Origin of the sequence: Pseudomonas phenolilytica (genome assembly GCF_021432765.1) — a bacterium.
GTDB classification, from domain to species: domain Bacteria; phylum Pseudomonadota; class Gammaproteobacteria; order Pseudomonadales; family Pseudomonadaceae; genus Stutzerimonas; species Stutzerimonas phenolilytica.
Window position 1 is genome coordinate 859,588 of record NZ_CP058908.1, and the last position, 22,042, is coordinate 881,629.

Genomic DNA, 22,042 nt, shown 5'->3' on the forward strand with positions numbered 1-22,042 from the left:
TAACCGTAGCGGCGAGGCGGACGGCGCGCGCGGCCTGATCTCAGCCGCGCACCGCCGGCGCCGTGCCGCGCGGCAGCATTACCGCCAGCCGGCGCGGTCCATCAGCTTGATCGCCTCGGCCTGACGCTTGCCGGCCACTTCGACCGGAATGGTGTCGGCCTTGAACTCGCCCCAGGCGGCGACCTCGGCCGATGGCTTCACCTGCGGGTTGGCCGGGTATTCCATGTTGATGTCGGCGAAAATGCTCTGCGCTTCGGCGCCGGTCATCCACTCCACCAGCTTGCGCGCCGCGTCCGGGTTCGGCGCGTGCTTGGTCAGGCCGATGCCGGAGAGGTTCACGTGCACGCCGCGATCCTGCTGGTTCGGCCAGAACAGCTTGGCCTTGAGCGCCGGGTTCTCCTGGTGCAGGCGGCCGTAGTAGTACGTGTTGACGATGCCGACATCGCACTGGCCGGCGTCGATGGCCTGGATCAGCGCGGTGTCGTCGGCGAAGACGTCGGTCGCCAGGTTGTCGACCCAGCCCTTGATGATCTGCTCGGTCTTCTCGGCGCCATGCGTCTCGATCAGCGTGGCGGTCAGCGACTGGTTGTAGACCTTCTTGCTGGTGCGCAGGCACAGACGGCCGTCCCACTTGTCGTCAGCCAGGGCTTCGTAGGTGGTCAGCTCGCCGTCCTTGACCCGCTCTGGCGAGTAGACGATGGTGCGCGCGCGCAGTGACAGGCCGGTCCAGGCATCGTTGGACGAGCGGTACTGCGACGGAATGTTCTGCTTGACCACGGCGGAATTCAGCGGCTGCAGCAGGCCCATTTCCTCGGCCTGCCAGAGGTTGCCACCATCGACGGTGAGCAGCAGGTCCGCCGGCGTGTTCTCGCCTTCGGCCTTGATCCGAGCCATCAGCGGCGCTTCCTTGTCGGTGATGAACTTCACCGCGACGCCACTCTGCTTGGTATAGGCGTCGAACACGGGCTTGATCAGCTCGTCGATGCGCGACGAGTAGACCACCACTTCATCGGCAGCCTGGACAGCGCTCGACAGCGCAGTGAGTGCCAGCGCGGCGAGTAAACCTTTGCTTACCTGCATGAATCAGCCTCTTGATTGGTCCGGGTAGAGGCCGAATAGTAGTGACTCCCATTTAGTTTCTCAATGCGACAATGCGCGCAGGTAATTTTTCGTTACCCCTTGTGCGCTCAGCGGCGTGCCAGCTGCGGAAGATCGCCACTCAGGCCCAGTGCCTGACGCACGAACAGCGCCTTGACCTCCGGCAGTGCCTCGGCGCTCTTCAGCCCGGCATTGCGCAGCCAGCGCAGCGGCAGCTGATCAGCCTGGAACAGGCGCTCGAATCCCTCCATCGCCGCCATCATCGCCAGGTTGTGCGGCATGCGCCGCCGCTCGAAACGGCTGAGCACGCGCAGGTCGGCTGGTCGCTCGCCGCGCGCCAGCGCCGCCTGCAGCACCTCGGCCAGCACGGCGGCATCCAGCAGACCGAGGTTCACACCTTGGCCGGCCAGCGGATGGATGGTGTGCGCGGCATCGCCGATCAGCGCCAGCCCGGCGCGTACGTATCGCTTGGCATGCCGCTGACGCAGCGGAATGCACAGCCGCGGGTCGACTTCCAGCACCTTGCCCAGACGCCGTTCGAAAGCTCGCCCCAGTGCCGCACGGAAAGTCACGTCATCGAGCGCCATCAGGCGCCTGGCCTCATCCTCGGTGGCCGACCAGACGATCGAGCACCAGTGCTCGTCGCCGTCCCGTTGCAACGGCAGAAACGCCAGCGGCCCGTTGTCGGTGAAGCGCTGCCAGGCGGTACGCCGATGGGCCTCGGCGCAGCGCACGCTGGTGACGATGGCATGGTGAAAATAGTCCCACTCGCGCGTCTCGCATCCGGCCAAACGGCGCACCGCCGAGTTCGCACCGTCGGCAGCGACCACCAGCGGCGCGCGCAGCTGCCGGCCATCGCTGAAGGTGAGCTGCCAGCCGTCCTCCACCTCGCGCAGCTGCTCCAGTCGCGCGTCGGCGATCAGCTCGGCCGTGCCGCGTGCCTGCAGCGCTTCGAGCAGGGCATCCTGCACCACGCGGTTCTCGACAATATGGCCGAGCACCTCGGCGTGCACCGTCGCCGCGCTGAAATGAATCTGCCCGGTGCCCGAGCCATCCCACACGCGCATGTCGCCATAGGGACTGGCGCGCCGTGCGGCAATGCCGGACCAGGCGCCGACGCGTTCGAGGATGCGCTGACTGGCGGCGGAAAGCGCACTGACCCGCGGCTCGAATGCGCCCTGCGCATCGAACGGCGCCAGCGTCAGCGGGCCGGCATCGGCAATCGCGACCTTCGGTCCGCTGCCTTGCAGCGCCAGGGCCAGCGTGCTGCCGACCATTCCCGCGCCGACGATGATCAGATCCGCTTGCATCGCTACTCTCCCGGGCTGCCGCGGCTGCGGCGTGAATCTAGGTGAAATGACAGGACTGCCGCGTGCGGCCTAGCCAGCGCGCGTGCCCAGCCCCATCGCCTGACGGGCGAACCAGTGCTTGGCTGGGGGCAGTAGGTCGAGCCCGAGCAGGCCGAGACCACGCCCGGTGGACATCAGCGCAGCCGAGTCACCGAACAGCCGGGTGACCTGATCGGAGAAACCGACGGTCAGCAGCTGGTCGCGCTGCTGGCGCTCGGCATAGCCGCGCAGCACGGCGAGATCACCGAGCCCGGCCGGGCTGGCGAGCAGCGCGGCGCTCAGCGCATCCACATCGCGCAGTGACAGGTTGTAGCCCTGACCGGCAATCGGGTGCAGGCTGTGCGCGGCGTTGCCCAGCACGACCAGCCCGGCGCGCACCTGCTCCTCGGCCTCGACCAGCGCCAGCGGATACAGATGCCGCGTACCGACCTGGCGGAACGCGCCGAGGCGATAGCCGAACGCCTGCTGCAGCTCGGCGAGGAACTGCACGTCGGGCAGCGCCGCCAACCGCGCCGCCTCTGCCGGCGGACGCGTCCAGACCAGCGCACAGCGGTTGTCGCGCACCGGCAGCAGTGCCATCGGGCCGTCCGCGGTGAAACGCTCGAAGGCCAGCCCGTCATGCGCGCGCGCCGGACTGACATTGGCGATCAGCGCGCTCTGCCCGTAGGAACGACGCTCGACATGAATGCCCAGCTGCTCGCGCAGACCGGAGCGGCCTCCGTCGGCCAGCACCGCCAGCGCGCAATCCAGCTCTCGACCGTCGGCCAGCGTCAGGCGATAGCCGCCCTCGGCCGGCTGCAGCTTCTGCACTTCGGCCGGGCAATCGCGCACCACTACCCGCTCGTCCAGTGCGTGCCACAGGCAATGGCCGATCCAGGCGTTCTCGACCACATAGCCCAGCGCCTCCACGCCCTCGTCGACGGCATCCAGTCGCGCGGCAGCGAAGCGCCCGCGCTCGGACACGTGGATACGACGAATCGCCTCGGCACGCTCGGCGATCCGTGACCACACGCCAAGCCGCTGGTAGATCAGCCGAGTGCCCCAGGACAGCGCCGTGGAACGCGCGTCATAGCTCGGCTGGTACTCGTGCCCCGGCTGAAAGGGCTCGATCAGGTGAATCCGCCAGCCCCGCTCGCACGCACCATCCTGCAATGCCAGCGCCAGGCTGGCGCCGACCAGGCCGCCGCCGATGATCGCCAGGGTCTGCATGTCAGGCGACCTGCTCGCGCGCGGCGGCCATCAGCGCCTCGATCTCGGCGACGCTCTTCGGCACGCCGGTGGTGAGAATCTCGCAGCCGGTCTGGGTGACCACCACGTCATCCTCGATGCGTACGCCGATGCCGCGCCACTTTTTGGCCACGTTCTGGTTGTCGGCGGCAATGTAAATACCCGGCTCCACGGTCATCGCCATGCCCGGTTCGAGCACGCGCCACTCGCCGCCGATCTTGTAGTCGCCGACGTCGTGCACATCCATGCCCAGCCAGTGGCCGGCGCGATGCATATAGAAGGGTTTGTAGGCCTCGCTGGCGATCAGTTTGTCGACCTCGCCCTGCAACAGGCCCAGCTCCACCAGCCCGGCGGTGATCACTCGCACCGTGGCTTCATGCGCCTCGTTCCAGTGCCTGCCGGGCGCGATGTGCTTGAACGCCTCTTCGTTGGCCTTGAGCACCAGCTCGTAGATGGCCTTCTGCTCGGCCGAGAACTTGCCACTGACCGGGAAGGTGCGGGTGATGTCGCTGGCGTAGCAATCGATCTCGCAGCCGGCATCGATCAGCACCAGATCGCCGTCCTTGAGTGGTGCGTCGTTCTCCCGGTAGTGCAGGATGCAGGCGTTTTTGCCGGCGGCAACGATGCTGCCGTAGGCCGGCATCTTCGCCCCGCCCTTGCGGAACTCGTAGTCCAGCTCGGCTTCCAGGTGGTATTCGCACAACCCGGCGCGGCTGGCCTGCATCGCACGGATGTGCGCACGCGCGGAAATCTCCGCGGCGTGCCTCATCACCTTCACTTCGTTGCTCGACTTGTACAGGCGCATGTCGTGCAGCAGGTGATCGAGCGCGACGAACTCGCTCGGCGGCTGCGCGCCTTGGCGGGCCTTGGCGCGGATGGTCTTGATCCACTCCATGAGCCGGTGGTCGAAGGCCTCGTTGGTGCCGATGGCGTAGTAGACGCGCTCGCGCCCTTCGATCAGGCCAGGGAGGATGTCGTCGATATCGCCGATGGGGAAAGCGTCGTCGGCGCCGTAGGTCTTGATGGCGCCGTCCTGACCTGCGCGCAGGCCGTCCCACAGCTCACGCTCGGGATCGCGCTCGCGGCAGAACAACACGTATTCACCGTGCTCGCGCCCCGGTATCAGGGCAATCACCGCCTCCGGCTCGGGGAAGCCGGAGAGGTACTGAAAATCACTGTCCTGGCGGTAGACATGCTCGACATCGCGGTTGCGGATATACATCGGCGCGGCGGGCAGGATGGCGATGCTGTTGGGTTCCATCTGCGCCATCAGCGCGGTGCGCCGACGGGCGAATTCCGACTTCGGGATGCGGGTCATGGGGCGGGAGACTTCTCAGTGCAGGGACGGCTTGGCCGCCGGCTCGAGCGGCTTGGCGCATTCGGTGAACAGCAATACAGGCGCGACGCGCAGGTACTCCATGACCTCCATGTAGTCGCTCTCGCCTTCTTCGGACTCTTCCAGGGCATCCTGGATCTGCGCGATGGCGGACAGATCCTGCAGCACTTCCATCGCTTCGGCGCTCAAGGCGCGATCGCCGGCGATCAGCCCGAAGCCGGCGAGAAAGCCCTGGCACCACTGCCCCAGAGCGATTGCACGCTCGGTCAGCGGTGCGTCGTCATTGGGCAGCAGCAGCACTACGGCGATGTCCTCGCCGGCCAGCTCGCCCTTGACCATCTCCTGCAGGCCGATCAGCGCCTGCCGCACATTGCCTTCGGGCATCTCGCCAAGCAGGTCGGCGGCATCAGCCAGCCAAGGCTCGACCAAAAAGTCGGCGCCGGCGCAACTGCGCCCCAGTAGCAGGCCGTGCAGTTCGGCGGGGGAAACAGCTTGGGCGCTGCCCGCCAGCAAGGTGGCGAAGGCGGCGTAGGGGGAATTCTGAATCGACATGGGCGGCTAGGCGCACGGGGGCGCAATGACTAGAATGAAGGCCTCGTATCCTAGCACCGGCGGCCGAGACAAGACCATCGGCGCCCGCAGGAACCAGCCCCGCGCGCCATAGGAAGCCCATGGAAGACGCCGATCTGCGATTGCTGACCGCCAAGCTGGAACAATTGCTCCAGCGCATCGAGCAACTCAAGGCACAGAACCACCTGCTGCTGGCCAACGAGCGGGCCTGGCGCGAAGAGCGCGCTCATCTGATCGAAAAGAACGAATTGGCCCGGCTGAAGGTCGAATCGATGATTTCGCGCCTGAAAGCCCTGGAGCAGGACTCATGACCCAGCCGAACACCACCACCGTGCACATCATGGACAAGGAATATTGCATTGCCTGTCCGGCCGAAGAACGCAGCAATCTGGAAAACGCCGCGCGCTACCTGGATCGCAAGATGCGCGAGATTCGCAGCAGCGGCAAAGTCATCGGCGCCGACCGCGTGGCGGTGATGGCCGCACTGAACATCACCCACGAACTGTTGCACCGCAATGATCGCCTGGACGCCGAGGCCAGCAGTGCGCGCGAGCATGTGCGCATGCTGCTGGAACGCGTGGACAGCGCCCTGGCCACCGACCCGAATCCCGGCAGCTGATGAACGGTCGGCAGATTGAGGTATAATCCGCGCCACTCCCTGGCATGTTTGCCAGTCGGCGATGACCCTCTCCCGATAAGCAATACCACGGAGGCTACAAGTGGGACCGGTGTGCATGTCCGCCTGACGGAAAGCCTAAAGGTTCTCTGTAGTCGCCACCTTGAACTCTCGGGTTCAAGGGCCTACGCCGACAGCGGCATGCTGGGGAGCCATTCTTCATGATCGCAGCGGAAGGTCTCACGCGTCCCGCGCTGCGCCGCAAACTGCGCGAAGCGCGTCGGGCACTTTCACCTGCCGAGCAACGCCTCGCCGCCCGCCGCCTCTATCGCCAACTGGCCCAGCACCCGCTGTTTCGCCGGGCGCGACATATTGCGCTGTATCTGCCCAACGATGGCGAGATCGACCCGCGACCGCTGCTGCGCGAAGCCCAGCGTCGCGGCAAGGCGACCTACCTACCGGTACTCAACCCCTGGCCGCGGACGCGCATGGTGTTTCAGCAGGTGAGCGCCGGTGAACAACTCAAGCCGAACCGTTTCGGCATCGCCGAACCACGACACTGCGCCAAACGACAGCGCGCCGCGTGGACGCTCGATCTGTTGCTGATGCCGCTGGTGGGGTTCGACGAGGGCGGTGGGCGCCTGGGAATGGGCGGCGGATTCTACGACCGCAGCCTGGCATATCGCGTCAGGCGCAAAAAAAGTCACAAACCGACTCTATTGGGCCTTGCGCATGAGTGTCAGAAGGTGGATCGGTTGCCGCTGGCCAGCTGGGATGTACCGCTACAGGCTACGGTGACGGACCGGCGCTGGTATGTGCGATGAGGCTTCCTGCGCCGCATCCATGCGGCGCACTCTTCAGCGACTCTGCTGCTGGACGACAGGCGCGACGCTGGCGTCGCTCTGACGCTCCCAGAGGCTCTGCGTGTAACCCGTGGTGACCACGCCGAGTCCGAAGATAAGTACCAATACCCAAAGAATGTCTGGCTTGCGCTTCATCTGATCGCCTCCCCCTGCCAGGCGAATCTGCCGTCGAGTTGACGTGCTTTATCGTTCTAAAGCCCGATACGCCACTCAACAGCCGCGGCATTTTCCGTTAAGCATCGACCGGGCGCAAACCTGCGTTGCCACCGACCGTCGGGGAAATTTGCCATCATGGCCTTATCGAACCGCCGAAGGGAGAGCAAACTCCATGCCGTATTGGTTAATGAAGTCCGAGCCGGATGAATTTTCCATCCTTGATCTTGAGAAACAGCACCAGGCGCGCTGGGATGGCGTGCGCAATTACCAAGCGCGCAATTACCTGCGCACGATGGCCGAAGGCGACCTGTTTTTCTTTTACCACTCCAGCTGCGCGGTGCCGGCGATCGCCGGCACCGGCCGCATTGCCCGTCCGGCGTATGCCGATCCGACGGCCTTGCAGCCCGACAGCCCTTATTTCGACGCCAAGGCCAGCGCGGAGAAGAATGCCTGGAGCGCGGTCGACGTCGTCTTCGTCGAGCGTTTCACCACCCCGATCACACTGACCCGACTCAAGGCCGAGGCCGCGCTTGCGCAACTGCCATTGGTACAAAAGGGCAGCCGACTTTCGGTCATGCCGGTCAGCCCTGCCGAATGGGCCGCCGTACTCGCACTGCGTTGAGCAAGCGGCTCACTGGATGATCAGGTTGTTGAACAGCAGGTCCTCCACCAGTGGCTGCCCTTCCTCCTGCGTGAGAATCTCGCGCACCTGCTTCAACGCTTCTTGGCGCAGTTTCTCCTTGGCCTCGACGCTGCCGAGGCTCTCATCGGTCTGCTGCGAGAAGAGCATGACCAGCTGATTGCGGATCAGCGGCTCATGATGCTTGACCTTGTTCTCGGCCTCTTTGCTGGCAATACGCAGCGCGACGTCAGCCTTGTAGTACTTGAGCCGCTCGCCGGAGCCGTAGTTGCCAACCATCGCCGGCACCAGCGCGTAATAGAGCGTTTGCGGACCTGCCTCTTCCGCTGCGGGGGAATTGGCCAGGACCGGCGCGGCCAACGTCAGGGCGATGCAAAGAAACAGAATGCGCTTCACGGTACTGCTCCGCTGGAATCGGCCGCCAGCATAACCAGAGCGCGGCCTCGACCCAAGCCCCCGCTTATACGCCGGCATTACAGGGGGCGATGCTCGTTGTACACCAGTACCGGCCTTCTAGACTGCATGGCGCGGTAACCGCGACTACGCGGCGCTGCGCGCGCCAACCGATCATCACGAAGGAAATCCGATGAAAGCTGTCCTGTGCAAAAGCTTCGGCCCGGCCGAGAACCTGGTCGTCGAGGAAGTCGCCAGCCCGACGCCTAAACCCAACGAGATCCTCCTCGACGTCCACGCCGCCAGCGTCAACTTCCCCGACACCCTGATCATCGAAGGCAAGTACCAGTTCAAGCCGCCGCTGCCGTTTTCACCCGGCGGCGAGGCGGCCGGCGTGGTCGCCGCGATTGGCGACAAGGTCAGCCATCTACGGGTCGGTGACCGGGTCATGGGACTGACCGGCTGGGGCAGCTTCGCCGAGCAGGTGGCCGTACCGGCGTACAACGTGCTGCCGATTCCGGCGCAGATGGACTTCGCCACCGCGGCCGCCTTCGGCATGACCTACGGCACCTCGATGCATGCGCTCAAGCAGCGTGGCAACCTGCAACCGGGCGAAACCCTGCTGGTACTCGGTGCGGCCGGCGGTGTCGGCCTGGCGGCGGTAGAGATCGGTAAGGCGATGGGAGCCCGGGTGATTGCCGCCGCTTCCAGTGCCGAGAAACTGGACGTGGCGAAGCAGGCCGGCGCCGACGAACTGATCAACTACAGTGCCGAGAGCCTGCGCGACCGGCTCAAGGAGCTGACTGGCGGGCAGGGCGTAGACGTGATCTACGATCCGGTCGGCGGCAAGCTGTTCGAGGAGGCGTTTCGCAGCATTGCCTGGAACGGCCGCATGCTGGTGGTGGGGTTCGCCGCTGGAGGCGATATCCCGGCGCTGCCGGCCAACCTGCCGCTGCTCAAGGGTGCGGCTCTGGTCGGTGTGTTCTGGGGGGCGTTCGCCCAGCGCCAACCGCAGGACAATGCCGCCAATTTCCAGCAACTGTTTGCCTGGCATGCCGAGGGCCGACTGCGGCCGTTGATCTCACAACGCTTCGCCCTGGAGCAAACTGCCGAGGCAATCGCCATGCTCGGGCAGCGCAAAGCGGTGGGCAAGCTGGTGGTGCAAGTGCGCTGAGGGCCGGCGGCGGTCGAGGGTGGCTGGCCTGTTGGCGAGCCACACCCCCACGCGGCAACGGATCAGTGCTGGGGCTGTCCGGCCTCTTGTTGCATGCGCGCCATTTCCTGGGCATAGAGCGCATCGAAGTTCACCGGCGCCAGCATCAACGCCGGGAACGAGCCGCGAGTCACCAGGCTGTCCAGGGTTTCGCGGGCGTAGGGGAACAGGATGTTCGGGCAGAAGGCGCCGAGCGTGTGGCTCATGGACGCGGCGTCCAGGCCCTTGATCAGGAAGATGCCGGCCTGCTGCACTTCGGCGATGAAGGCGACTTCTTCGCCGGTCTTGACGGTGACCGAGAGCGTCAGCACCACTTCATGGAAATCGCCTTCCAACGCCTTCTGCCGGGTGTTCAGGTCCAGCGAGACGCTGGGATTCCACTCCTGGCGGAAGATTTCCGGGCTCTTCGGCGCCTCGAACGAGAGGTCGCGAACATAGATGCGCTGCAGGGAGAATTGCGGCCCCTGCTCGTTCTGCGCCGCAGCGCCGTTGTTTGCTTGTTCGGTCATATCTGAGCCTTCTGTTGTGCGTTTCGTATTAGAGGTGCCGGACGGCGGTCACGCCTGCAGCAACGGATCGAGCCGGCCGGCGCGCTCCAGCGCAACGAGGTCGTCACAGCCACCGATGTGCCGCTCGCCGATCCAGATCTGCGGTACCGAGGTACGCCCGGCCTTGCTGGCCATCTCGGCGCGCAGCGTCGGGTTGCCGTCGACGGGAATTTCTTCGTAGGCCACGTTCTTGCTGTCCAGCAACGCCTTGGCGCGCAGGCAGTAGGGGCACCAGGCAGTGGTATAGATGACGACGTTGGGCATGTTCACTTGACCACGGGCAGGTTGTCGCCGCGCCAGCTGGAAATCCCTCCTGACAGCTTGACGGCCGTGAAGCCCGCCTTCTGTAGCTCGCGGCAGGCCGTTCCGGCGTGCTGGCCCATAGCATCGACCACGATGAGCGTCTTGGCCTTGTGCTTTTCCAGCTCGCTGGTGCGGCTGACCAGCTTGTCGTGGGGAACGTTCAATGCATCGACGATGTGGCCGGTGTCGAACTCCTTCTTCGGCCGCACGTCCAACACCACGCCTTCGCCACTGTTGACCAACGCGGTCAGCTCGCGGGTACTCAGGCTCTTGCCACCCTTGCGGGCCTCGGTAATAGCCAGCAGGACCAGCAGCGCCACGAAGATCGTGACGAGTACATAGTGGTTAGAGGCAAATTCAATCAGGTTAGCGAGCATCAACAGGTACCCAGGCGATAAAATGCGGGCCAGTATACACAGGCCCCCAGCCCGGCTGAACCCTGCCCAATCGTGACCTCGGCCCGGCCAGCCAGTAGACTGGCGGCCTTTTTTACCCTGCCCTTCGCAAGGAGCCCGAACGCATGTCCGTCGTGCCTACCGCCGTGCCCAAACCCCTGGTTCTGATCATTCTCGACGGCTTCGGACACAGCGACAGTCCCGAGTTCAACGCCATTCATGCAGCCCACACCCCGGTCTACGATCACCTGCGTGCCACCCAGCCGCACGGTCTGATCTCCGGCAGCGGCATGGACGTGGGCCTGCCGGACGGGCAGATGGGCAATTCCGAGGTCGGCCACATGAACCTCGGTGCCGGTCGCGTGGTGTATCAGGACTTCACCCGGGTCACCAAGGCGATCCGCGACGGCGAGTTTTTCGCCAATCCGGCCATCTGCGGTGCGGTCGACAAGGCCGTCGGTGCCGGCAAGGCGGTGCATATCCTCGGCCTGCTTTCCGACGGTGGCGTGCACAGCCACCAGGATCATCTGGTCGCGATGGCCGAACTGGCGGCCCGGCGCGGCGCCGAGAAGATCTACCTGCACGCCTTCCTCGACGGACGCGACACGCCGCCGAAAAGCGCCCAGAGCTCCATCGAACTGCTCGATGCAACCTTCGCCCGCCTCGGCAAGGGCCGCATCGCCAGCCTGGTCGGGCGCTATTTCGCGATGGATCGTGACAATCGCTGGGACCGCGTCGAGCAGGCCTATCGGTTGATCGTCGACGGCACGGCGGAATACCGCGCCACCACTGCCATGGACGGCTTGAACGCCGCCTACGCGCGCGGCGAAAGCGACGAGTTCGTCAAGGCCACCGCCATCGGCGAATCGGTACGCGTGGAGGATGGCGATGCCGTGGTATTCATGAACTTCCGCGCCGACCGCGCGCGCGAGCTGACCCGCACCTTCGTCGAGCCTGATTTCAAGGAGTTCCAGCGCGCCCGCGTGCCGCAGCTGGCCGGTTTCGTCATGCTGACCCAGTACGCCGCGAGCATTCCGGCGCCGGCTGCCTTCGCTCCGGAAGCGTTGACCAACGTGCTCGGCGAGTACCTGGCCAAGAACGGCAAGACCCAGCTGCGCATCGCCGAGACCGAGAAGTACGCGCACGTGACCTTCTTCTTCTCCGGCGGTCGCGAGGAGCCGTTCGCGGGCGAGGAACGCATCCTGATCCCGTCGCCACAGGTCGCCACCTATGACCTGCAACCGCAGATGAGCGCTCCGGAGGTTACCGACCGCATCGTCGACGCCATCGAGAACCAGCGTTACGACGTCATCATCGTCAACTACGCCAACGGCGACATGGTCGGTCATACCGGCGTGTTCGAGGCCGCAGTCAAGGCAGTCGAATGTCTCGACCATTGCGTCGGGCGCATCGTCGCAGCGCTGGACAAGGTCGGCGGCGAAGCGCTGCTGACCGCCGACCACGGCAACGTCGAGCAGATGGAAGACGTCATGACCGGCCAGGCGCACACCGCGCATACCTGTGAGCCGGTACCGTTCATCTATATCGGCAAGCGCAACGTTCGCATTCGCGAAGGCGGAGTGCTGGCGGATGTCGCGCCGACCATGCTGACCCTGCTGGGAATGCCGGTGCCGGCGGAGATGACCGGACGCTCAATCGTCGAGCTGAACGGCTGAAGGCGGTCAGCGGTGCGCGCACGGCCCGCTCGCCGCTCTGCTCGTTCACCTTTGCCTGCGGTTGCAGCTTGCAGCTTGCAACCGCTTTTTTCGGCATACTACGCCGGTCATAACGCTCGGTTGACGCGCTCCCATGCCTCGCTCCCTTCTCGTTCTCGCTCTCCTCTGCCTGCTCGGCACGGCTAACGCCGACGAACGCGCCGCCGCGCGCCAGCAGATCGAAGCCGCGCGCCAGGACATCGCCGAACTGCAGAAGCTGCTCAAGCAGATCGAGCAGGAAAAATCCGGCGTGCAGAAGCAGCTCAAGACGACCGAGAGCGAGATGGGCGAGCTGGAAAAGCAGGTCGATACCCTGCAGCAGGAAATCGACCGCAGCGAGGCGGAGCTGGACCGGCTCAACGAAGAGAAAACCACGCTCGAAGGCGCGCGCCTCGAGCAGCAGCGCCTGATCGGCACCCAGGCCCGCGCCGCCTACCAGAACGGTCGTCAGGAATATCTCAAACTGCTGCTGAACCAGCAGAACCCGGAAAAATTCAGCCGCACCCTCACCTATTACGACTACCTGAACAAGGCCCGTTTCGAGCAGGTGGCGAACTTCAACGAGACGCTGCGCCAGCTGGCCAATGTCGAAGCCGGTATCGAGGAGCAGCGCTCCAAGCTGGCGCAACAGCAGGACGGCCTGCGCGAACGGCGCGACCAACTGGCCGAAGTGCGCAAGGAGCGCCAGCAGGCGCTCGCCAAACTCAGCAGCGATTTTTCCACCCGCGAACAGAAGTTGCAGGCCCGCCGACAGGAACAGGCGCAGCTGGAACGCGTGCTCAAGACCATCGAGGAAACCCTGGCACGGCAGGCGCGCGAGGCCGAGCAGGCCCGCCAGCGTGCGCTGCTTGCCGAACGCGAGCGCCAGCAGCAACAGCGCCAGGCCGGGGCGAAGGTTACGCCCGGCCCGCTGGTTTCCAGCAGCGGTGCCAGCTTCGGCGGCCCGTTCGCGCAGGCCAAGGGCAAGCTGCCGTGGCCGGTCGACGGCCGCTTGGTCGCCCGTTACGGCACTCCACGCGGCGGCGACGCTCGAACCAAGTGGGACGGTGTGCTGATCGGCGCCGCCGTCGGCAGCCAGGTGCGCGCCGTGCATGGCGGTCGCGTGGTCTTTGCCGACTGGCTGCGCGGCGCCGGCCTGCTGGTGATTCTCGACCACGGCAACGGCTACCTGACGCTGTACGGACATAACCAGAGCCTGCTCAAGGACGCTGGTGATATCGTCAAGGCCGGCGAGCCGATCGCCACCGTGGGAACCAGCGGCGGCCAGGAAGCGGCCGCGCTGTATTTCGCCATCCGCCAGCAAGGCCGCCCCAGCGACCCCGCTCAATGGTGCCGCGCGCAAGGTTAGCGCCGCCCTCACAATTGGAGTTCGACATGCTGCACCTGCGCCGTTTCGCCCAACCCTCCACGCTCGCTCTGGCCGTAGTGCTGGGGCTGCACGGCAGCGCCTGGGCGCAGCAGCCGGCGGCTGAGCCAGCTGCTCCGGTGGCGCTGGAGGCGTCGAAGAACAAGGCGCCGCTGCCACTGGAAGAGCTGCGCACCTTCGCCGAGGTGCTCGACCGCATCAAGGCCGCCTATGTCGAACCGGTCGACGACAAGACGCTGCTGGAGAACGCCATCAAGGGCATGCTCAGCAACCTCGATCCGCATTCGGCCTATCTCGAGCCCGAGGCCTTCGCCGAGCTGCAGGAAAGCACCAGCGGCGAGTTCGGTGGGCTGGGCATCGAGGTGGGCCAGGAGGATGGCCTGATCAAGGTGGTCTCGCCGATCGACGATACCCCGGCCTCGCGCGCCGGCATCGAGGCCGGCGACCTGATCGTCAAGATCGATGGCAAGCCGACCAAGGGCCTGTCGATGATGGACGCCGTCGCGCAGATGCGCGGCAAGCCCGGCAGCAGCATCACCCTGACCCTGGTGCGCGAAGCCGGGCGGCCGTTCGACGTCAAGCTGACACGCGCGGTGATCAAGGTACAGAGCGTCAAGAGCCAGCTGCTCGAACCCGGCTACGGCTACCTGCGCATCACCCAGTTCCAGATCAACACCGGCGAGGAAGTCGGCAAGGCGCTGGCGCGCCTGAAGAAGGCCAACGACGGTAAGAAGCTCAGCGGTCTGGTGCTCGACCTGCGCAACAACCCCGGCGGGGTGCTGCAGGCGGCGGTCGAGGTGTCCGACCACTTCCTCACCAAGGGCCTGATCGTCTACACCAAGGGCCGCATCGCCAATTCCGAACTGCGCTTCAATGCCGATCCGGCCGATGCCAGCGAGCATGTGCCGCTGGTGGTGCTGATCAATGGCGGCAGCGCCTCGGCCTCGGAGATCGTCGCCGGCGCGCTGCAGGATCACAAGCGCGGCGTGGTGATGGGCACCGACAGCTTCGGCAAGGGCTCGGTGCAGACCGTGCTGCCGCTGAACAACGACCGCGCCCTGAAGCTGACCACCGCGCTGTACTTTACCCCCAACGGCCGTTCGATCCAGGCCCAGGGCATCGTGCCGGACATCGAGGTCGCGCGTGCCAAGCTGACCCGCGAGCAGGCCGGCGACAATCTGCGCGAGGCGGATCTGGCCGGCCACCTGGGTAACGGCAACGGCGGCCCGGATCGTCCGAGCAGCACGCAGGTGGTCAGCGATTCGCCACGCCCGCAGGACGATGATTATCAGCTGGGCCAGGCGCTCAACCTGCTCAAGGGGCTGAACCTCACCCGCGGTCAATGACCGGCGCCTGCCGTCGCACCGCACTGCGCCTGGGCCTGCTGCTCGGCCTGCTGAGCAGCGCGGCGCTGGCCGGCGGCCTAGCAGGCGCCACGCCCGCAACAGCCGCCAGGCCGGCGCGGCTGAGCCTGATCATCGACGATCTCGGCCAGCATCCCGCGCGCGATCGCCGCGTTCTGGCGCTGCCGGGGCCGGTGGCGCTGGCGATCCTGCCGGATACCCGTCACGCCACCAGCCTCGCCGAACAGGCCCACCGCGCCGGCAAGACCGTGCTGCTGCACTTGCCGATGGCGCCCGCCAACGGTCGCTTCGCCTGGCAGCCAAACCTGCCGCACGCCGAGCTCCAGCGCCGACTGCAGGCGGCGCTGCTGGCGGTGCCATACGCCAGCGGCGTGAACAATCACATGGGCAGCGTCATGACCACGCAGCCGCAGGCGATGACCGAGCTGATGCGCGAACTGCAGCGGCGCCATCTGTTCTTTCTCGACAGCCGCACCAGCCCACGCACCGTCGCCGCCGCCAGCGCCCAGCGCGAGCAGCTGGCAAGCCTGTCGCGCGACGTCTTCCTCGATGACGATGCCAGCCCGCAGGCGGTTGCCGAACGCTTCCAGACGGCAATCGCACTGGCGCGCCGGCAGGGTTCGGTGGTGCTCATCGGTCATCCCTACGACAGCACGCTGGCGCTGCTGGAACGCGAGCTACCCCGCCTGGCGGAGCTCGGGATCGAGTGGGTCGATATCGGCCAGATGATCGCCATCCGCGGCAACCGGGCGATGGCGGCCCACGGTACAGGTGGGATTTATCGTTGAGGCCTGCGCAAAAGCAGCGAAGTCGACGTGCTGCCAGCCGAGCCTGCGTATAACCTAGGCCAGCATCCGGTCGGAGCGACCGGAGCACGACTCTGCCGCAGGGAAACGCATGGATATTCAATGGTGGTACTGGATCGTCGCGGGCGCCGTGCTGATTCTCATGGAATTGGTGGTGCCCTCGTTCTTCATTCTCTGGTTCGGCGTCGGCGCGCTGCTAGTCGCGCTGGCGATGTGGCTGCTGCCCGATCTTTCGCTGACCGCGCAGATCGCGCTGTGGAGCGGCGCGTCACTGGTGATGGTTGCGCTCTGGTTCAAGCTGTTCGCCGGCGCCCGGCTGAAGACGCAGTCCGGCACCGCGCAGGGCGAGGTCATCGGTGAGGTAGGTCTGCTGGTCAGCGCAGTCGCCCCCTTCCAGCATGGCAAGGTGCGCTTCCAGAAGCCGATCCTCGGCAGCGAGCAGTGGAACTGCATGGCCGATGAAGCGATTCCCGCCGGCGAGCGGGTGCGCATCGTCGCCTTCGACGGCAACAGTGTGAAAGTCGCCCGGGCCTGACGCGGCTCGCGGTGCAAGCGGAACAACTCACTCAACAAGGAAGCTGTTTATGACACCCGGTCTGATCATTGCGATCGTCGTTGTGGTACTCGTCCTCACCACCATCGCCAAAGGCGTACGCCTGGTTCCGCAGGGCGACGAATGGATCGTCGAGCGCCTGGGCCGTTATCAGCGCACGCTGATCCCCGGCCTCAACATCCTCATCCCGTACATGGACAACGTCGCCTACAAGCTGGTGACCAAGGACCAGATTCTCGACATCGAGCAGCAGGAGGTGATCACCAAGGACAACGCGGTGATCCTTACCAATGCGCTGTGCTTCGTGAAGGTCACCGATCCGGTTAAGGCGGTCTACGGCGTCACCGATTACAAGTCGGCGATCTCCAACCTGACCAAGACCACCCTGCGCCAGATCATCGGCGAGATGGAGCTGGACGAGGCGCTGTCCTCGCGCGACATCATCAAGGCCAAGCTGCGCGACAGCATGGCCGAGCAGGCTGGCGACTGGGGGCTGACGGTCAAGGGCATCGAGATTCAGGACATCTCGCCGTCCGAATCCATGCAGCGGGCGATGGAGATGCAGGCGGCTGCCGAGCGCGAGCGCAAGGCCACCGTCACCCGCGCCGAAGGTGCCAAACAGGCGGCGATCCTCGAGGCCGAAGCCCGCCTGGAGTCGGCCAAGCGCGACGCCTCGGCGCAGGTGGAACTGGCTACCGCCTCGGCCACGGCGATCCGGCTGGTTGCCGAAACCATCGGCAGCGATAGCGGACCGATGATGTATCTGCTCGGCGAGAAGTACATCGCCTCGCTGGAGAGTCTTGCCGGCAGCGGCAACGCCAAAATGGTGGTGCTGCCGGCCGACCTGCAGGCGACGCTGGGCGGGCTGCTCGGCAAGGCCAAGCTGTAACACCGGGGCGCCTTTGCTATTGCAGGTAACGCGCGTTGATCGCCTCGACCACGCCCTCGGCGCGCATCTGATCCAGAGCCTGCTGCAGTTGCTGCACGATCTGCTCGTCGGTCTGCTTGTTCAGCGCCAGATAAAGCTCGGCGCTTTCGAAGCGCAGCACGCGCTTGAGCCCGGTGACGCCGTCCTGCCGCGCCAGGAAGCGTCCGGCCGGATCGCCGGTGGCCCAGAGATCGATCTTGCCGTCCATCAGCTTGCGGACGTTTTCCTGGTCGCGTAGCGCCAGCTCCGGCTGCAGCCCCTGCGCTTGCAGATGCTCGCCGATCGCATCGCCTTTGTAGGCGCCCACACGGTACTGACGGACCTGTTCCAGACTGGTCACACTGATCGGGCTGTCGCCCCGTGCCAGCAGCACCCAATCGTCCGGACCGATCGGGCCGACCCACTTGAACAGCGCCTCGCGCTCGGGCAAGCGCGCGGTGACGAATACCCCATAGTTGGCCTGCTCCAGCGCCATGCCGTAGATCCGTTCCCAAGGGAAACGCAGCGTCAGCGTGTACTCGATGCCGGCACGCTTGAACATTTCGCGCACGATGTCGGCGGCGATGCCGGTGATGTGCTCGTCACGGGCGAAGTTCTTGCCGTCGTCCGCCATGTTGTAGGGCGGGAAGTTTTCCGTCAGCAGGTCGATCTTCGCCGGCGTCTGGGCATGGGCTTGCACGGCGCCGAACAGCAGCGCCGCGGCCGCGAGGGAAATGACAGCTCTGAACATGCGTGAATCCTCTTTTTTTGTGCTTATCCGCATTACCGCGGACGTGTCCATGCATCGAGAGCGAGGCCTTTCGCTCGGTAGCACGCCGCGATCAGCGCATCACGATGCCGCGGGCGGCCAGGTAGGCCTTGGCTTCCGGGATGGTGTATTCGCCGAAGTGGAAGATGCTCGCGGCCAGCACCGCATCGGCCTTGCCCTCGAGGATGCCATCGGCCAGGTGCTGCAGGTTGCCGACGCCACCGGAGGCGATCACCGGGATGCACAGCGCTTCGCTGATGGCGCGGGTGACGCCCAGGTCGTAGCCGCTCTTCACACCGTCCTGGTCCATGCTGGTCAGCAGGATTTCGCCAGCGCCGAGGGCTTCCATCTTCTTCGCCCAGGCCACTGCATCCAGGCCGGTGGGCTTACGCCCGCCATGGGTGAAGATTTCCCAGCGGCCCGGCTCGCCTGGCGCGGAGACCTTCTTGGCGTCGATAGCGACCACGATGCACTGCGAGCCGAAACGGTCCGCGGCCTCGCCGACGAAATCCGGGTTGAACACCGCGGCGGTGTTGATCGAGACCTTGTCGGCGCCGGCATTGAGCAGGTTGCGGATGTCCTGCACGCTGCGCACGCCGCCGCCCACGGTCAGCGGGATGAATACCTGGCTGGCCATGCGCTCGACGGTGTGCAGCGTGGTGTCGCGGTTGTCGACGCTGGCGGTGATGTCGAGGAAGGTGATCTCATCGGCGCCCTGCTCGTCGTAGCGGCGGGCGATCTCCACCGGGTCGCCGGCGTCACGGATGTTCTCGAACTGGACGCCCTTGACCACGCGGCCGTTGTCCACGTCGAGGCAGGGAATGATGCGTTTGGCCAGGGCCATGGCTTTCTCCGAAAGCGGCTTCTTCAAGCCGCAGGCTTCAAGCTGCAGGTAGCGTGTAGGGTGGATCGCGCTTCACCGATCCACCGCAGTTCAGCAAATCACTCGTCCTTGTACTTCAGGTCGCAGAGCGCCTGCGCCTCGGCGACGTCGAGCGTGCCTTCGTAGATCGCCCGGCCAGTGATGGCACCGATGATGCCCGGGGTGTTGGTGTCGAGCAGCTTCTGGATGTCGCCGATGTTGTGGATGCCGCCGGAAGCGATTACCGGGATGCGGCTGGCATTGGCCAGCGCCACGGTCGCCTCGACGTTGCAGCCCTGCATCATGCCGTCCTTGGCGATGTCGGTGTAGACGATCGCCGAGACGCCATCGGCCTCGAAGCGGCGGGCCAGATCGACGGCCTGCACGCTGGAGACTTCGGCCCAGCCATCGGTGGCGACGAAGCCGTCCTTCGCATCGAGGCCGACGATGACCTTGCCCGGGAAGGCGCGGCAGGCCTCGGTGACGAACTCCGGCTCTTTGACCGCCTTGGTGCCGATGATTACGTAGCTGACGCCGGCGCGCACGTAGTGCTCGATGGTTTCCAGGGTACGAATGCCGCCGCCGATCTGGATCGGCAGGTCCGGGTAACGCCTGGCGATGGCGGTGACCACCTCGCCGTTGACCGGCTGGCCTTCGAAGGCGCCGTTGAGGTCGACCAGGTGCAGGCGACGGCAGCCGGCCTCGACCCACCTGGCGGCCATGGCCACCGGGTCATCGGAGAACACCGTGGCGTCGTCCATCAGGCCCTGGCGCAGACGTACGCAGGCGCCGTCCTTGAGATCGATAGCGGGGATAATCAGCATGGCTTGAACCTGTTCAAATCAAGTGTCGGTTAAGGGTCAGCTCTTCTCGAGCGCCCACAAGTCGCTTTCGATGCTCTCGAACCGTTCCTTCAGGTGGCTCTGCACGTCGAAGATCGCCTTGTTGTAATACAGCGGCGCGATTTCCCGGGCGAACAGATCGAGCACTTCCTGCGCCTCGAACGAGCCCAGCTCGAGTTCGAACCGCTCTTGCAGAAAGCGCTTGATGACCTGTTGCGCCGCCTGCTCCTGAGCGGCATCCAGCGTCAGGACCGGCGGCCTGCCCTTGGCCCGGCTCATTACCAGCGGCCATCCCAGGCGGCGAAGTTCTGCAGCAGCTGCAGGCCGTGGGTGTGGCTCTTCTCCGGGTGGAACTGCACGGCGAAGCGCGGGCCATCGGCCAGCGCGGCGGCGAAGTCCTTGCCGTAATGGCCGCGACCGACCACCTGGCGCGGATTGCCGGCCTCGATGTAATAGCTGTGCACGAAGTAGAAGCGGGCGTTGTCCGGGATGTTGTGCCAGAGCGGATGGTCGACCACCTGCCTGACCTCGTTCCAACCCATGTGCGGCACCTTCAGGTGCTCGCCGTCCTCGTGCAGGTCCTTGCCGAAGAAGCGCACCTGACCGGGGAACAGACCGATGCAATCGACGCCGTCGTTCTCCTCGCTGCGCTCCATCAGCGCCTGCATGCCGACGCAGATGCCGAGGAACGGACGGTCCTGGCTGACTTCGCGGACCAGTTCGTCGAAGCCCAGACGGCGAATCTCGGCCATGCAGTCACGAATCGCGCCGACGCCGGGAAACACCACGCGGTCGGCTTCACGGATGACCTGCGCATCGCTGGTGATCAGCACGCGGCCAGCGCCGACGTGCTCCAGCGCCTTGGCCACCGAGTGCAGGTTGCCCATGCCGTAGTCGATGACGGCGACGGTCTGCATTACAGGCACCCTTTGGTGGACGGCATCTGCCCGGCCATGCGCGGATCGAGCTCGATGGCCATGCGCAGCGCGCGGCCGAAGGCCTTGAACACGGTTTCGATCTGGTGGTGGGTGTTGGTGCCGCGCAGGTTGTCGATGTGCAGGGTCACCAGCGCGTGATTGACGAAGCCCTGGAAGAATTCCTGGAACAGGTCGACGTCGAACTTGCCGACCACCGCGCGGGTGTAGGGCACGTTCATGGTCAGACCGGGACGCCCGGAGAAGTCGATCACCACGCGCGACAGCGCCTCGTCCAGCGGCACGTAGGAATGCCCGTAGCGGGTCATGCCTTTCTTGTCGCCGATGGCCTTGGCGAAAGCTTGGCCGAGGGTGATGCCGACGTCCTCCACGGTATGGTGGTCGTCGATGTGCAGGTCGCCGTTGCACTCGATATCCAGGTCGATCAGCCCGTGACGGGCGATCTGGTCGAGCATGTGCTCGAGGAAGGGCACGCCGATGGCGAAGCGCGCCTTGCCGGTGCCATCCAGATTGATGGTGACCTTGACCTGGGTTTCCAGGGTGTTGCGCTCTACGCAAGCCGTACGTTCGGACATCCAACAGCTCCGCTGATCGTGGGGCGAAAAGGGCTGCATTATAGGCCCAAATGTCGCAGCGGGGATATGCCAGCGCCCGCGCGCCGTGCGGCCCGCTGCCTTCGGCGGTATGCTTGGCGTCACTCCGCCAGCAGTCGTCAGGTCAACATGCCCGTCTACGTCGAAACCGTTACCCAACCCAGCCCGCAGGATCGCAGCGACCTGGCGAAGATCTATGCCGACGCCCCGGCCTGGCTGCTCACCCCCCATGCCAGTGCCGAAGCGCTGATCGAGTCGGCGCTGGCCGACGGCAGCCTGATCGCCGGGCGCTTCAACGATCGCCTGCTCGGCGCCGCCGTGCTGCAGCGTGGAGACAGCGTCTGGCGCCTGTCGCACCTGTGCGTGCGCAAGCTCACCCGCCAGCGCGGCGTCGGCCGCCGGCTGCTGGAAGAAGCCCAGCGCCTGGCAGCGCAAGCCGGCAAGCCGCTGCGCCTGGCGGCGCCCGCCGGCCACCTGGAGGCCAGCGCACTGGCGGCGCGTCTGCACCTGCCGCTGGACCCGCTCTGACCGGACGCGGAACCCGCTCCCGGTCAGCCACTCCAAAGCCGACCGTGCGCCGAACGTGGCGCTGGCACAGGGCTATACTTCGCCTCTTTTCAGAA

28 protein-coding genes and 1 other RNA gene are annotated in these 22,042 nt (G+C 65.6%); 13 read left to right on the forward strand and 16 right to left on the reverse strand.

Features of this window, described 5'->3' with window-relative positions; genetic code table 11:
* Positions 1-78: 78 nt before the first annotated feature.
* The 5 genes from HU825_RS04055 to HU825_RS04075 form a co-directional block, all read right to left on the reverse strand.
* On the reverse strand, positions 79-1,080 hold the full coding sequence (locus HU825_RS04055; protein ID WP_043295245.1) for an extracellular solute-binding protein: 1,002 nt from the start codon (positions 1,078-1,080) through the stop codon (positions 79-81).
* Between the two features lie 107 nt (positions 1,081-1,187).
* Entirely contained in the window at positions 1,188-2,408 is a 1,221-nt protein-coding gene (locus HU825_RS04060; RefSeq protein WP_234302965.1) for a 2-octaprenyl-3-methyl-6-methoxy-1,4-benzoquinol hydroxylase, read from the reverse strand.
* Positions 2,409-2,477: 69 nt separating this feature from the next.
* Positions 2,478-3,656 (reverse strand): 2-octaprenyl-6-methoxyphenyl hydroxylase, encoded by a 1,179-nt coding sequence (gene ubiH / locus HU825_RS04065; protein WP_234302966.1) that lies wholly within the window; start codon positions 3,654-3,656, stop codon positions 2,478-2,480.
* 1 nt (position 3,657) lies between these two features.
* Complete coding sequence (gene pepP / locus HU825_RS04070; RefSeq protein WP_043295239.1) at positions 3,658-4,992, reverse strand: Xaa-Pro aminopeptidase; 1,335 nt, start codon at positions 4,990-4,992, stop codon at positions 3,658-3,660.
* A 15-nt stretch (positions 4,993-5,007) separates the two neighbouring features.
* Positions 5,008-5,562 carry a YecA/YgfB family protein gene (locus tag HU825_RS04075; protein WP_043295237.1) on the reverse strand — a complete coding sequence of 185 codons (555 nt, stop codon included), beginning with the start codon at positions 5,560-5,562 and terminating at the stop codon, positions 5,008-5,010.
* A gap of 119 nt (positions 5,563-5,681) precedes the next feature.
* Between HU825_RS04075 and HU825_RS04080 the strand changes: the two genes are divergently transcribed.
* The 4 genes from HU825_RS04080 (at position 5,682) to HU825_RS04095 (ending at position 7,020) form a co-directional block, all read left to right on the forward strand.
* Positions 5,682-5,891: a TIGR02449 family protein gene (locus HU825_RS04080; protein ID WP_008569326.1), complete on the forward strand. Its 210-nt coding sequence runs from the start codon at positions 5,682-5,684 to the stop codon at positions 5,889-5,891.
* Positions 5,888-6,199 carry a cell division protein ZapA gene (locus HU825_RS04085; protein ID WP_043295235.1) on the forward strand — a complete coding sequence of 104 codons (312 nt, stop codon included), beginning with the start codon at positions 5,888-5,890 and terminating at the stop codon, positions 6,197-6,199. Before HU825_RS04080 ends, HU825_RS04085 begins: the two co-directional genes overlap by 4 nt.
* Positions 6,200-6,232: 33 nt before the next feature.
* A non-coding RNA gene (gene ssrS / locus HU825_RS04090) (6S RNA) lies at positions 6,233-6,411 on the forward strand.
* Positions 6,412-6,417: 6 nt separating this feature from the next.
* Positions 6,418-7,020, forward strand: coding sequence for a 5-formyltetrahydrofolate cyclo-ligase (locus HU825_RS04095; protein ID WP_043295233.1), 603 nt, complete (start codon positions 6,418-6,420; stop codon positions 7,018-7,020).
* 33 nt (positions 7,021-7,053) lie between these two features.
* Here HU825_RS04095 and HU825_RS04100 read toward each other — a convergent pair whose 3' ends face one another.
* Entirely contained in the window at positions 7,054-7,194 is a 141-nt protein-coding gene (locus tag HU825_RS04100) for a hypothetical protein (protein WP_008569323.1), read from the reverse strand.
* 193 nt (positions 7,195-7,387) lie between these two features.
* Here HU825_RS04100 and HU825_RS04105 point away from each other — a divergent pair, with 193 nt between their 5' ends.
* Positions 7,388-7,837 carry an EVE domain-containing protein gene (locus HU825_RS04105; protein ID WP_234303369.1) on the forward strand — a complete coding sequence of 150 codons (450 nt, stop codon included), beginning with the start codon at positions 7,388-7,390 and terminating at the stop codon, positions 7,835-7,837.
* Between the two features lie 9 nt (positions 7,838-7,846).
* Here HU825_RS04105 and HU825_RS04110 read toward each other — a convergent pair whose 3' ends face one another.
* On the reverse strand, positions 7,847-8,251 hold the full coding sequence (locus HU825_RS04110) for a flagellar basal body-associated protein FliL (RefSeq protein WP_043295229.1): 405 nt from the start codon (positions 8,249-8,251) through the stop codon (positions 7,847-7,849).
* A 190-nt stretch (positions 8,252-8,441) separates the two neighbouring features.
* On the opposite strand from HU825_RS04110, the gene HU825_RS04115 reads away from it, so the two are divergent.
* Positions 8,442-9,422, forward strand: coding sequence for an NADPH:quinone oxidoreductase family protein (locus HU825_RS04115; protein ID WP_054093929.1), 981 nt, complete (start codon positions 8,442-8,444; stop codon positions 9,420-9,422).
* Between the two features lie 62 nt (positions 9,423-9,484).
* Here the strand turns inward: HU825_RS04115 and secB are convergent, their stop codons facing one another.
* From secB to HU825_RS04130, 3 genes are read right to left on the reverse strand one after another with little or no spacing between them, the layout of a single operon-like run.
* Positions 9,485-9,970 carry a protein-export chaperone SecB gene (gene secB, locus HU825_RS04120; protein ID WP_043295225.1) on the reverse strand — a complete coding sequence of 162 codons (486 nt, stop codon included), beginning with the start codon at positions 9,968-9,970 and terminating at the stop codon, positions 9,485-9,487.
* Between the two features lie 48 nt (positions 9,971-10,018).
* Entirely contained in the window at positions 10,019-10,273 is a 255-nt protein-coding gene (gene grxC / locus HU825_RS04125; protein ID WP_043295223.1) for a glutaredoxin 3, read from the reverse strand.
* A gap of 2 nt (positions 10,274-10,275) precedes the next feature.
* Complete coding sequence (locus HU825_RS04130) at positions 10,276-10,689, reverse strand: rhodanese-like domain-containing protein (protein ID WP_054093928.1); 414 nt, start codon at positions 10,687-10,689, stop codon at positions 10,276-10,278.
* 143 nt (positions 10,690-10,832) lie between these two features.
* Between HU825_RS04130 and gpmI the strand changes: the two genes are divergently transcribed.
* The 6 genes from gpmI to HU825_RS04160 all read left to right on the forward strand — a co-directional run bounded on the left by gpmI (position 10,833) and on the right by HU825_RS04160 (position 17,400).
* Positions 10,833-12,383 carry a 2,3-bisphosphoglycerate-independent phosphoglycerate mutase gene (gene gpmI, locus HU825_RS04135; protein ID WP_234302967.1) on the forward strand — a complete coding sequence of 517 codons (1,551 nt, stop codon included), beginning with the start codon at positions 10,833-10,835 and terminating at the stop codon, positions 12,381-12,383.
* Positions 12,384-12,516: 133 nt separating this feature from the next.
* On the forward strand, positions 12,517-13,770 hold the full coding sequence (locus HU825_RS04140; protein ID WP_234302968.1) for a murein hydrolase activator EnvC family protein: 1,254 nt from the start codon (positions 12,517-12,519) through the stop codon (positions 13,768-13,770).
* A 26-nt stretch (positions 13,771-13,796) separates the two neighbouring features.
* The gene (locus HU825_RS04145; RefSeq protein ID WP_077682284.1) at positions 13,797-15,134 is read left to right on the forward strand and encodes a S41 family peptidase; all 1,338 of its coding nucleotides are present in this window, start codon (positions 13,797-13,799) and stop codon (positions 15,132-15,134) included.
* Positions 15,131-15,940, forward strand: a complete 810-nt coding sequence (locus HU825_RS04150; RefSeq protein ID WP_234302969.1) for a divergent polysaccharide deacetylase family protein — start codon at positions 15,131-15,133, stop codon at positions 15,938-15,940. The genes HU825_RS04145 and HU825_RS04150 overlap by 4 nt, the downstream gene beginning before the upstream one ends.
* 109 nt (positions 15,941-16,049) lie before the next feature.
* Positions 16,050-16,493 (forward strand): NfeD family protein, encoded by a 444-nt coding sequence (locus HU825_RS04155; protein ID WP_043295210.1) that lies wholly within the window; start codon positions 16,050-16,052, stop codon positions 16,491-16,493.
* Between the two features lie 49 nt (positions 16,494-16,542).
* Positions 16,543-17,400, forward strand: a complete 858-nt coding sequence (locus HU825_RS04160; RefSeq protein WP_043295208.1) for an SPFH domain-containing protein — start codon at positions 16,543-16,545, stop codon at positions 17,398-17,400.
* 16 nt (positions 17,401-17,416) lie between these two features.
* On the opposite strand, the gene HU825_RS04165 is transcribed toward HU825_RS04160, so the two are convergent.
* The 6 genes from HU825_RS04165 to hisB all read right to left on the reverse strand — a co-directional run bounded on the left by HU825_RS04165 (position 17,417) and on the right by hisB (position 21,401).
* Positions 17,417-18,169, reverse strand: coding sequence for a substrate-binding periplasmic protein (locus HU825_RS04165; RefSeq protein ID WP_077682287.1), 753 nt, complete (start codon positions 18,167-18,169; stop codon positions 17,417-17,419).
* A gap of 91 nt (positions 18,170-18,260) precedes the next feature.
* The gene (gene hisF, locus HU825_RS04170; RefSeq protein ID WP_054093922.1) at positions 18,261-19,031 is read right to left on the reverse strand and encodes an imidazole glycerol phosphate synthase subunit HisF; all 771 of its coding nucleotides are present in this window, start codon (positions 19,029-19,031) and stop codon (positions 18,261-18,263) included.
* A 98-nt stretch (positions 19,032-19,129) separates the two neighbouring features.
* The gene (hisA, locus tag HU825_RS04175; RefSeq protein WP_138300632.1) at positions 19,130-19,873 is read right to left on the reverse strand and encodes a 1-(5-phosphoribosyl)-5-[(5-phosphoribosylamino)methylideneamino]imidazole-4-carboxamide isomerase; all 744 of its coding nucleotides are present in this window, start codon (positions 19,871-19,873) and stop codon (positions 19,130-19,132) included.
* A 36-nt stretch (positions 19,874-19,909) separates the two neighbouring features.
* Positions 19,910-20,170: a DUF2164 domain-containing protein gene (locus HU825_RS04180; protein WP_054093920.1), complete on the reverse strand. Its 261-nt coding sequence runs from the start codon at positions 20,168-20,170 to the stop codon at positions 19,910-19,912.
* On the reverse strand, positions 20,170-20,808 hold the full coding sequence (hisH, locus tag HU825_RS04185; RefSeq protein ID WP_054093919.1) for an imidazole glycerol phosphate synthase subunit HisH: 639 nt from the start codon (positions 20,806-20,808) through the stop codon (positions 20,170-20,172). Before hisH ends, HU825_RS04180 begins: the two co-directional genes overlap by 1 nt.
* Positions 20,808-21,401 carry an imidazoleglycerol-phosphate dehydratase HisB gene (gene hisB / locus HU825_RS04190; RefSeq protein WP_043295197.1) on the reverse strand — a complete coding sequence of 198 codons (594 nt, stop codon included), beginning with the start codon at positions 21,399-21,401 and terminating at the stop codon, positions 20,808-20,810. Before hisB ends, hisH begins: the two co-directional genes overlap by 1 nt.
* A 147-nt stretch (positions 21,402-21,548) precedes the next feature.
* On the opposite strand from hisB, the gene HU825_RS04195 reads away from it, so the two are divergent.
* A complete protein-coding gene (locus HU825_RS04195) occupies positions 21,549-21,947 on the forward strand; it encodes an acetyl-CoA sensor PanZ family protein (protein WP_234302970.1) in 399 nt (132 codons plus the stop codon).
* Positions 21,948-22,042: the final 95 nt, after the last annotated feature.

What these genes read in the sequence shown, in the direction of transcription:
- HU825_RS04165 (WP_077682287.1), bottom strand. Translation starts at nt 18,169, where the DNA reads ATGTTCAGAGCTGTCATTTCCCTCGCGGCCGCGGCGCTGCTGTTCGGC.
- grxC (WP_043295223.1), bottom strand. Translation starts at nt 10,273, where the DNA reads ATGCCCAACGTCGTCATCTATACCACTGCCTGGTGCCCCTACTGCCTG.
- HU825_RS04085 (WP_043295235.1), top strand. Translation starts at nt 5,888, where the DNA reads ATGACCCAGCCGAACACCACCACCGTGCACATCATGGACAAGGAATAT.
- HU825_RS04180 (WP_054093920.1), bottom strand. Translation starts at nt 20,170, where the DNA reads ATGAGCCGGGCCAAGGGCAGGCCGCCGGTCCTGACGCTGGATGCCGCT.
- HU825_RS04130 (WP_054093928.1), bottom strand. Translation starts at nt 10,689, where the DNA reads ATGCTCGCTAACCTGATTGAATTTGCCTCTAACCACTATGTACTCGTC.
- HU825_RS04160 (WP_043295208.1), top strand. Translation starts at nt 16,543, where the DNA reads ATGACACCCGGTCTGATCATTGCGATCGTCGTTGTGGTACTCGTCCTC.
- HU825_RS04060 (WP_234302965.1), bottom strand. Translation starts at nt 2,408, where the DNA reads ATGCAAGCGGATCTGATCATCGTCGGCGCGGGAATGGTCGGCAGCACG.
- HU825_RS04195 (WP_234302970.1), top strand. Translation starts at nt 21,549, where the DNA reads ATGCCCGTCTACGTCGAAACCGTTACCCAACCCAGCCCGCAGGATCGC.
- HU825_RS04105 (WP_234303369.1), top strand. Translation starts at nt 7,388, where the DNA reads ATGCCGTATTGGTTAATGAAGTCCGAGCCGGATGAATTTTCCATCCTT.
- secB (WP_043295225.1), bottom strand. Translation starts at nt 9,970, where the DNA reads ATGACCGAACAAGCAAACAACGGCGCTGCGGCGCAGAACGAGCAGGGG.
- HU825_RS04140 (WP_234302968.1), top strand. Translation starts at nt 12,517, where the DNA reads ATGCCTCGCTCCCTTCTCGTTCTCGCTCTCCTCTGCCTGCTCGGCACG.
- ubiH (WP_234302966.1), bottom strand. Translation starts at nt 3,656, where the DNA reads ATGCAGACCCTGGCGATCATCGGCGGCGGCCTGGTCGGCGCCAGCCTG.
- HU825_RS04075 (WP_043295237.1), bottom strand. Translation starts at nt 5,562, where the DNA reads ATGTCGATTCAGAATTCCCCCTACGCCGCCTTCGCCACCTTGCTGGCG.
- hisA (WP_138300632.1), bottom strand. Translation starts at nt 19,873, where the DNA reads ATGCTGATTATCCCCGCTATCGATCTCAAGGACGGCGCCTGCGTACGT.
- HU825_RS04155 (WP_043295210.1), top strand. Translation starts at nt 16,050, where the DNA reads ATGGATATTCAATGGTGGTACTGGATCGTCGCGGGCGCCGTGCTGATT.
- HU825_RS04150 (WP_234302969.1), top strand. Translation starts at nt 15,131, where the DNA reads ATGACCGGCGCCTGCCGTCGCACCGCACTGCGCCTGGGCCTGCTGCTC.
- gpmI (WP_234302967.1), top strand. Translation starts at nt 10,833, where the DNA reads ATGTCCGTCGTGCCTACCGCCGTGCCCAAACCCCTGGTTCTGATCATT.
- hisF (WP_054093922.1), bottom strand. Translation starts at nt 19,031, where the DNA reads ATGGCCCTGGCCAAACGCATCATTCCCTGCCTCGACGTGGACAACGGC.
- HU825_RS04115 (WP_054093929.1), top strand. Translation starts at nt 8,442, where the DNA reads ATGAAAGCTGTCCTGTGCAAAAGCTTCGGCCCGGCCGAGAACCTGGTC.
- HU825_RS04100 (WP_008569323.1), bottom strand. Translation starts at nt 7,194, where the DNA reads ATGAAGCGCAAGCCAGACATTCTTTGGGTATTGGTACTTATCTTCGGA.
- hisH (WP_054093919.1), bottom strand. Translation starts at nt 20,808, where the DNA reads ATGCAGACCGTCGCCGTCATCGACTACGGCATGGGCAACCTGCACTCG.
- HU825_RS04055 (WP_043295245.1), bottom strand. Translation starts at nt 1,080, where the DNA reads ATGCAGGTAAGCAAAGGTTTACTCGCCGCGCTGGCACTCACTGCGCTG.
- HU825_RS04095 (WP_043295233.1), top strand. Translation starts at nt 6,418, where the DNA reads ATGATCGCAGCGGAAGGTCTCACGCGTCCCGCGCTGCGCCGCAAACTG.
- pepP (WP_043295239.1), bottom strand. Translation starts at nt 4,992, where the DNA reads ATGACCCGCATCCCGAAGTCGGAATTCGCCCGTCGGCGCACCGCGCTG.
- HU825_RS04080 (WP_008569326.1), top strand. Translation starts at nt 5,682, where the DNA reads ATGGAAGACGCCGATCTGCGATTGCTGACCGCCAAGCTGGAACAATTG.
- HU825_RS04145 (WP_077682284.1), top strand. Translation starts at nt 13,797, where the DNA reads ATGCTGCACCTGCGCCGTTTCGCCCAACCCTCCACGCTCGCTCTGGCC.
- hisB (WP_043295197.1), bottom strand. Translation starts at nt 21,401, where the DNA reads ATGTCCGAACGTACGGCTTGCGTAGAGCGCAACACCCTGGAAACCCAG.